An 8679-nucleotide genomic window follows, 5' to 3' on the forward strand; every position below is an offset into this window, starting at 1 on the left:
CACAAATATTAAATCATTACATCACAGACATAACAATCAAATATCACCACATCTACTTAACCAACATCAAACACTAAGTTAAACTTAGGTTCTCACGAAAAATTATGATAAAAAATGAATTGATATCATATAATCATAATCATGCTACATTGTAGCACATCTATTAGGGAAAGTTACAACATTTACAAAAATAAAAATTAAATATTGCAAAAATTTAAAAAATTTAATTATTCCAATATTTTATTTTATAAATTTAAAATAAAAGACAAAATGAATACTATAGATAAAATAAAATACTTTACATACAATTTATTTATTAAAATATTTTTTTGTTTGGTAACATTAAAACTAAACCAGAAATTGTTTTTACTGATCTTTTGCCAATGAGCAAAAAAATGGAAAAAATTAGAAAAATATAGAAAAGTTTATATATAAGTAAATAAAAAAATTTAGAAAATTGAAGAAATAGGATTAAAAAGTAAGGAAAATTGAATAAAGCATAGAAAAATTATAAAATTAATGAAATATAATAGGATAATTAATATTTTCTTTAAATACTAATTAAAGGAAATAAAAAAAATTCTTAAAAAAAAAAAAATGAATAAAAAAATAGAAAAATGGAATAAAAACTAAATAAAAATATGAACTTTCGAAATCAATGAAAAAAAATAAAAAAAATTAGGAAATGATTAAATAAAAAGGAAAAATATCAAATGGATAAAAAAAAATAGTATTATAAATTTAGTATAAAAAAAAATAGTATTATAAATTTAGTATAAAAAAATAGTGTAAAGAATTTAGTATAAAAAAAATATTTTATATATAATATAAAAAAAGAAAAAATAAAAAATAGATTAATAATAATATTAACCTAATTTAATTTTAATATCTAATGCACTTGATCCTTTCTCATATACAAAGATAGGATTTATATCAAGTTCTGAAATTTCAGGGAAGTCTAAAGTTAATCTAGCAACTCTGATAATAGCTGATTTGACAGCTTCAATATCACCAGGAGCTTCTCCTCTGAAACCTTTAAGTAATCCAATTACTTTAGTGTCTTCCATTTGTTCAACAATTTCTTCGGTAGTTAAACCTCTTGCCAATTTAAATGAAACATCTTCTAAAAGGTTTACAAGAACTCCACCCATACCAAATGCAATCATAGGACCAAATTGTGCATCTCTAATCATTCCTACAAGAACTTCTATACCAGAGTCCATCATTTTTTGAACTTCTACACCATTTGGAATAATGTCTGGATGAGCTTTCTTAGCATTAGCCATAATTTCTTCGAATACTTCTTCTGCTTCTTCTTTAGATTGGATACCTACTTTTACACCACCAATATCGGATTTGTGTAAAATCTTATCAGAAGCAATCTTAAGTACAACTGGGAATTCCATTTCTTCAGCAAGAACACCTGCTTCTTCTGCAGAAGTTGCTAATTTAATAGGAGCTGCTTCAATGCCATATGCTTCAACTACAGCATAAGCTTCACTACCAAGCAAGGTGTCTCTTTCTTCTTCTTTCACTTTTGCAAAGATAGCCTCAACTGCTTCCTTATCAACATCATTAACTTCTCCAACAGGGTCATCATAATGTCTTTCTTGAACAGCAGCAAATCTTGCAAGATAGTCAAATACCTTTACAGCAGTTTCAGGGAATACATAGGTAGGAATTCCATTGTCTCTTAATACATCGTTAGCGTTTTCAAAGGTAGGTCCACCCATATTTACAGCAATAACAGGTTTGTCGAATCCACTTGACCCTTCTACTAGAGCTTGTGCAATTCCATCAGCATCTGCAGATGCAGTAGGACATACCATAACAACTAAACCATCAACATCATCAGAATCCAATACAGCTTCTAAAGATTCCTTATATCTGATAACAGGAGCATCACCTAATACATCAATAGGGTTCTTAATACTTCCTTCTTCAGGTACTGCTTCTTTTAGTCTTGCATTAGTTTCCTCATCAAATTTAACAAGATCCAAACCATATCTTTCCATAGCGTCTACAGACACTACACCTCCACCACCTGCATTTGTAATGATTGCAAGGTTACGTCCAGTTGGCAAAGGACATTTGGAAAATGCTAAACCTACATCAAATAATTCATCCATAGTTGTAACTCTAAATACTCCAGCTTGCTTAAATGCAGTGTCAAATGCAATGTCACTACCTGCTAATGCACCAGTATGTGAGGATGCAGCTTCAGCACCTGCAGAACTGGAACCTGATTTCAAGATTACAACAGGTTTTTTGTAAGATACCTTTCTTAATGTTCTTATGAAGTCTTCATCTTCTGCAATTGATTCAAGATAACAGATTACAACAGCAGTGTCATCATCATCAGCTAAGAATTCAATCAATTCTATTTCAGTGATTCCAGCTTTATTACCTAAACTGATAATTTTACTGAAACCGATTCCTGCAGTTACACTCCAGTCAATAATAGCTACCATCATAGCTCCACTTTGGGAAATGAATGCAATATTTCCTTCAGGAGGCATGATCTGTGAAAATGAAGAGTTTAGAGGAGTGTGTGAATCAGTAGTACCTAAACTGTTAGGACCAATAATATTTATGCCATATTTTTGGCCAAGAGCGACAAGCTCATTTTCTCTTTCTACACCTTCACCACCGATTTCCTTAAATCCAGCAGTGATGACTACCATATTTTTTACTCCAAATTCCCCACATTCTTCAACAACAGGGTTTACTAATTTACTTGGAATAGAAATAATTACAAGGTCTGGTACTTCTGGCAAATCAGATACATTTTTATATGCTTTTAATCCTTGAACTTCATCATCTTTTGGGTTTATAGGATAGATATTTCCTTTAAAACCATCATTGACTATATTATTTACAATAATATATCCAACTTTTCCTACTGAGTTAGAAGCTCCAACTACAGCTACAGAGTCAGGATTAAACATCTTAGTAAGATCAGTCATAGATTTTAACTCCTTTCAATAAATTAATTAATAAATTTTATTTAAAAAAATTCATCATACAATATAATAATTGTTATTATAATATATTATTTGTAATTCATCATATTTATAATGATAAATAATTAACAATTATTTAATTTCTTAAAATAGTTTAAAAAACATGATATTTATAATTATCTAAAATATTTTTTAAAAAAAAAATATTCGAAATTAGACAAAAATGAGATATTGTTAATATAAAATTAAGAAATATAAATTATTTTAAGTATGATTGAATTTTTACTTATTATATATATTATATTTTTAAAAAAACTAATATATATTATTTATTTTTTAATTTTAGAATAGTTTTAAAAATATTTGGAAAAAATAGCTAAAAAAGATAAATTTTGATAATAATGATAAAACATTAAAAATTGATTGAAAAAATAAAAAAACAGGATGAAAATTAAAAAAAATATAAACATAATAGATTGAAAAATAAAAAAAAAAACAGAATTAAAATTAAAAATTAAACCTAAAAGGGATTGAAAAATAAAAAAATAAGAAGAAGAGAAAAATCCACTAAAAAGAAAAGAAAATTAAAATAAAAAAATACAAAAAAATGGATAAAAAAAACTAAAAAAAAGAAAAAAGAATAAAAAATAAAAAAATATATCAGACAAATAGAAAGATGAAAGAAGGAAAAATATCAAATAAATCCTTCTACTTTCCATTTAACTAAACTAAAAGAAGGAAAATATCAAATAAATCCTTCTACTTTCCATTTAATTAAATTAAAAGAAGAGAAATATCAAATAAATCCTTCTATTCTCCATTTAATTTAAGCGAAACCAAAGAAACTAAATTATTTTAAGTTTTTTAGCAGTGTTTTGATCAACACTTCCAGTTACTTGCAATTTTTTAGCTTTTTGGAAGAGTTTAACAGCAATGACAGTATAATAACCATATACGCCATCAACTTTTAAGCTTTTGCCTTTATAAGTGACATAAAACTTATTGTTCTTTAAAGCTCTTTGAATCTTTTTTACCATAGCTGTTCTTTTGTTTCCTTTTCCAATGGTAGCAAATTTAACAGTGATTTTAGATTTAGAACTTATTTTATTATAGTCTTTGTCACCAGCAAAACTAATGACTGCATTTTTAGCGCCTAATTTAGTCAATTTAGTCATTTTAAAAGTTGCAACACCTTTTGCATTGGTTTTAGCACTGTAAACTACACCATCAACCTTTAAAGTTACCTTTTTATTGCTTAATACTTTACCTTTATTTTTTAAGGTAATAAAGTATTGTTTGGTTTTTTGGGTATCAAGAAAGGTTTTTGCACTTGCAGTAATTGTTGGAGTTGCTTTTTGAACTGCAAATTTAGTGGATTTGGTACTGTTTTTAAAGACATCATCCTGTTTGAATGTTGCCTTTACAGAATAAGTTCCTATTGCTAAATTAGGAATAGATACTGATCCTTTACCATTAGTCACTTTAACAACATAATTTTTAGTTCCTACTTGAACATCAACGTTTCCAGTGAATCTGGTGTTTGTGCTTAAAGAAACAACTGCATTATCAACAAAAGTAATGTTTTTTACTTGAATGTTCATATTAGGATCTATTAAAGCAGATGCCTTATCCTTTACAGTGAATGGAACAGTTTTTTCATCAGCTAAAAACATGCTGTCACCATTGAAACCAAGAGTGGCAGAGTATACACCAGGAGTGAATACCTTATCAAGTTGGAGCTTTGCAGAACCATTAACAACTTTAACATGATAAATTTCATCAGAGTCGTTCAATTTAATTTCCACAAATCCATTTAATCTGCTGTCTGCCTTAATTTCAATAGCTAATTTTTCTGTTTCAATAATGTCATTGATTTTTAACTGGAAATCTGGACTGTTCTTTTTAACATCAAAACTTACAGAAGCTTCATCATCCAAGAACATATCATCACTTGCAAAGCTAGCAGTAGCAATGTAACTGCCTGCAGCAAGGTCTTCATCAATAGTTAGATTTCCATGACCATCAACCACATTTACAGCAAATTCAGAATTTGAATTCTTTAAGCTAACTTTAACAATACCATTTAATCTCTTGTCTGCTTGGATTTCTGCAACAGCTTTTTCACCTACTTTAATATCTTGAACTTTTATCATTAAATTAGCATCATTCTTATTTACAACAAAAGCACCAGTTTTTTCACTAGGTAAAAACTTATCGTCACCATCAAAGCTAGCAGTAGCAATGTAATTGCCTGCAGCAAGGTCTTCATCAATTGTTACAGATCCAGCACCATTGACAAGTTTTACAGTATAAACAGCATCAGAGTTGTTTAATTTAATATTTACAATTCCGTTTAAACTGCTGTTTGCGTTAACATTAGCAACATCTTTTTCGCTTACATGAATATCATTGACTTTTACGCTTAAATTAGGGTCAAACCTATTTACAGCAAAGTTAGTGATTTTTTGTTCTGCTCTGAAATTTTCATTGCCATTAAATGTGACAGTAACGGAATAATCTCCATATGGAAGATTAGAGATTTTTACAGTTCCTTCACCATTAACAAGTTTTACAGGATAAATAGTTTCAGAATTGCTAAATTTAACTTCAACATATTCATTTAAACTGCTGTTTGCTTTAATTTCAGCTACTGCATCTTCACCAACATAAATATCATCTACAGATATGCTTAAATCAGGACTGTATTTCATTACGGTGAAAGAGGTGGTTGTCTTAGATGCATAAAATGTATCATCACCAGCATATTTTGCAGTAATAGTGTAATTTCCTGGATTGAGAGATTCAGCAAATTTGACACTTCCAACACCATCAACAACTTTTGCAACGTAATCGGTAGAGGAACCACCCATTTTTACGTTTACATAACCATTAAAGGAACTGTTTGCGGTGATTTTAGCAACAAAATCTTCACCATAAGTGATATTTTCAATTGACACTTGCAATTCAGGGTCTTGTTTAACAGTGAATTCAACACTATCTTCTCCTGCCTTAAAGGTATCATCACCAATGTAATTGACAGTAGCAAGGTATTTGCCTGCTAAAAGGTTTTCAGTGATAGTTACTTTTCCAACACCATCAACAACCTTAATCGGATAAACGGAACCGGAATTATTTAATTTAAGTTCCATTATTCCAGATAAGCTATCATTAGCATGGACTACAGCAACAGCATGATCACCTTTATTGATGTTTTCAATTTCAAGAGTGATCTTAGGATCAGTTAAACCTCTTGGGTCTACATTAAAGGAAGTGGATTTTTCTTCAGCTCTGAATTTTTCATTACCTTCAAAGCTAACAGTAGCTGAGTATTTTCCAATAGCTAACTCTTCATCAATGGTTAAGTTACCATAACCATTAACAATTTTAGCAAAGTAAGATTTGTCAGAATTGCTTAACTTTACTTCTACAATCCCATTAAGAGTGTCATTAGCATTAATTTCAGCAAAAACCTTATCTCCTCTGATAATGTCATCAACTTTAATGCTTAAATTAGGACTCTCTCTCATAACTTTGAAATTTGTGCTATCTTCACCAGCCATAAAAGTATCGTCACCGCCATAGCTTACAGTTGCAACATAGTCAGCTGGAGCAAATTTATCGGTGATTATGGTTTTTCCATAACCATCAACAACCTTTACAGGATAAGCATCACCAGTAGAGTTTAATTTAACTTCCACATAATGATTAAAGGTATTGTTTGCCTTAACTTCCACAACTATATCTTCACCTTGAGTAACATCATCTACTTTAATGTTGAGAGCGGGGTCTTCTTTAACAGTGAAAACAGTGCGGTCTTCAGCAGATTCAAATGTGTTGTCTCCATCAAAGACTACGGTAGCACTGTATTTTCCAGGAGCAATATTTTCATTAATTGTTACATTTCCTACACCATTAGTAACCTTAACAGGATAAACAGTTGCAGAATTATTTAATTTAACATCCATAAATCCAGACAAGGTATTGTTGGCATGGATTACAGCAACAGGCTTTTCTCCCTTGTTAATATTAGAAACAGAAATGCTTACACCTGGATTAACTATTCCTTTTTTCATTACAGTAAATGTAGTGCTGCTTTCACATGGCATAAATACATTATTACCGCCATAGCTTACAGTTGCAGTATATTCACCAGCAGGAAGAATGTCAGGTATTTTAATGTTTCCAACACCATCAACAACCTTAACAGTGTAAATAGTGTTAGAATTGTTTAATTTAACTTCCACATACTGATTAAATTTATTGTTTGCCTTAATATCAACAACTGCATTTTTACCGTGAGCGACATTTTTTACATTTATCTTTAATTCAGGATCTTCCTTAATAGTGAAAGATGTGGTATCTTCAGATGGTTTAAATGTTTTATCTCCATCAAAACTTACTGTAGCACTATAGGTACCTGGCTTAAGATTTTTGGTAATGGTTACATTTCCAGCACCGTCAACAATCTTAACAGGATAGATTTCATCTGAATTGTTCAATTGAACATCCATAAATCCATTTAAAGAACTGTCTGCTCTGATTACTGCAACTGGATTTTCACCTTTATTGATGTCTTTAACAGATATGCTCAAATTAGGATCAGCTAATTCCTTTTCAGTTACTTTAAAGTTTGTTGTTTTTTCAGAAGGTTTGAAAAGTTTATCTCCTTTAAAATTAACTGTTGCAGAATAGTCTCCTGGCTCTAAATCTTCGAGCTGTTTACTTTAACAACTGCAACACCATTTAAAGAACTGTTTGCAGTGACTTTAGCAATAGGCTTTTCACCTTGAGCAACGCTTTCAACTCTGATATTTAAACCAGGGTCAACTTGGTCTTTTACTGTGAAAGTTTCACTAGCACTGCTAGGCAAGAAACTACTGTCCCCATCAAAATCAATAGTGGCAGTATATTCTTTTGGAGCTAAACCATCAATAGTGATTTTTCCAGAACCATCTTCAACTTTCACAGGATAAACCTTGTCAACACCAGTTAATTTAACCTCAACATTTTGAGTGAAAGTTTTATCAGCGGTAACTTCAACAACAACACTTTCTCCTTTATAAATATCTACAATATGAAGATTTAAATTAGGATCACTATCTTTAGTATCTTTAATATCTTTAGTCTCAACAGTCTGATTCTTTACTTCTACAGATTTGTCATGATTTGTTTTGTCATCATGGTCAACTATAGTATAATTTACATCATCGCAATTAATACTATTTGTATCTTTGCTAACACCCTTAGTATTATTATCTTCCATATCTAAATGTGCTGCACCTAAAGGTGATAGACAGAACATAATAATAATAAAAATACAAGCAAGTTTCAAGATTTTTCCTTTCATAAAAAACACACAATTAATTAATTAATTCATTATGCATAAGAATATTTGACATGAAAAATTCATAAAAAAAGTAACTCCCCATAAAAATACAAAAAACACTTTCCTCATACAAAATATAAAAAAGTCATTCATCATAAAAATATTAAAAAGTTTTTCCTCATAAAAATTCCACACATAAATACTTTACACATAACAAATAAATTTTTAAAAAAGGACATATATATAATTTTCGCATGTAAGTACTTACTTGCTTTTTAAAATTAAAAATAAGAGGGTGTGTCACGATTAGGACCATCACCCACATTTTTCTTAACTTATTTTCCTTTAAATTTATATACAATGAAGTACAATCTATTATTATAGAAATAA

General features: G+C 29.6%; 3 protein-coding genes. All 3 read right to left on the reverse strand.

The window, feature by feature from the left end; all coding sequences use genetic code 11:
- Nucleotides 1–866: 866 nt before the first annotated feature.
- On the reverse strand, nucleotides 867–2966 hold the full coding sequence (locus QZV12_RS13280) for an acetate--CoA ligase family protein (protein WP_295622612.1): 2100 nt from the start codon (nucleotides 2964–2966) through the stop codon (nucleotides 867–869).
- A gap of 842 nt (nucleotides 2967–3808) precedes the next feature.
- Entirely contained in the window at nucleotides 3809–7555 is a 3747-nt protein-coding gene (locus tag QZV12_RS13285) for a peptidoglycan-binding protein (protein WP_295622613.1), read from the reverse strand.
- A gap of 110 nt (nucleotides 7556–7665) precedes the next feature.
- Entirely contained in the window at nucleotides 7666–8265 is a 600-nt protein-coding gene (locus QZV12_RS13290; protein WP_295622615.1) for a hypothetical protein, read from the reverse strand.
- Between the last annotated feature and the right edge of the window lie 414 nt (nucleotides 8266–8679).

It is taken from the genome of uncultured Methanobrevibacter sp. (assembly GCF_902769175.1).
In the GTDB taxonomy this organism is placed as follows: domain Archaea; phylum Methanobacteriota; class Methanobacteria; order Methanobacteriales; family Methanobacteriaceae; genus Methanobrevibacter.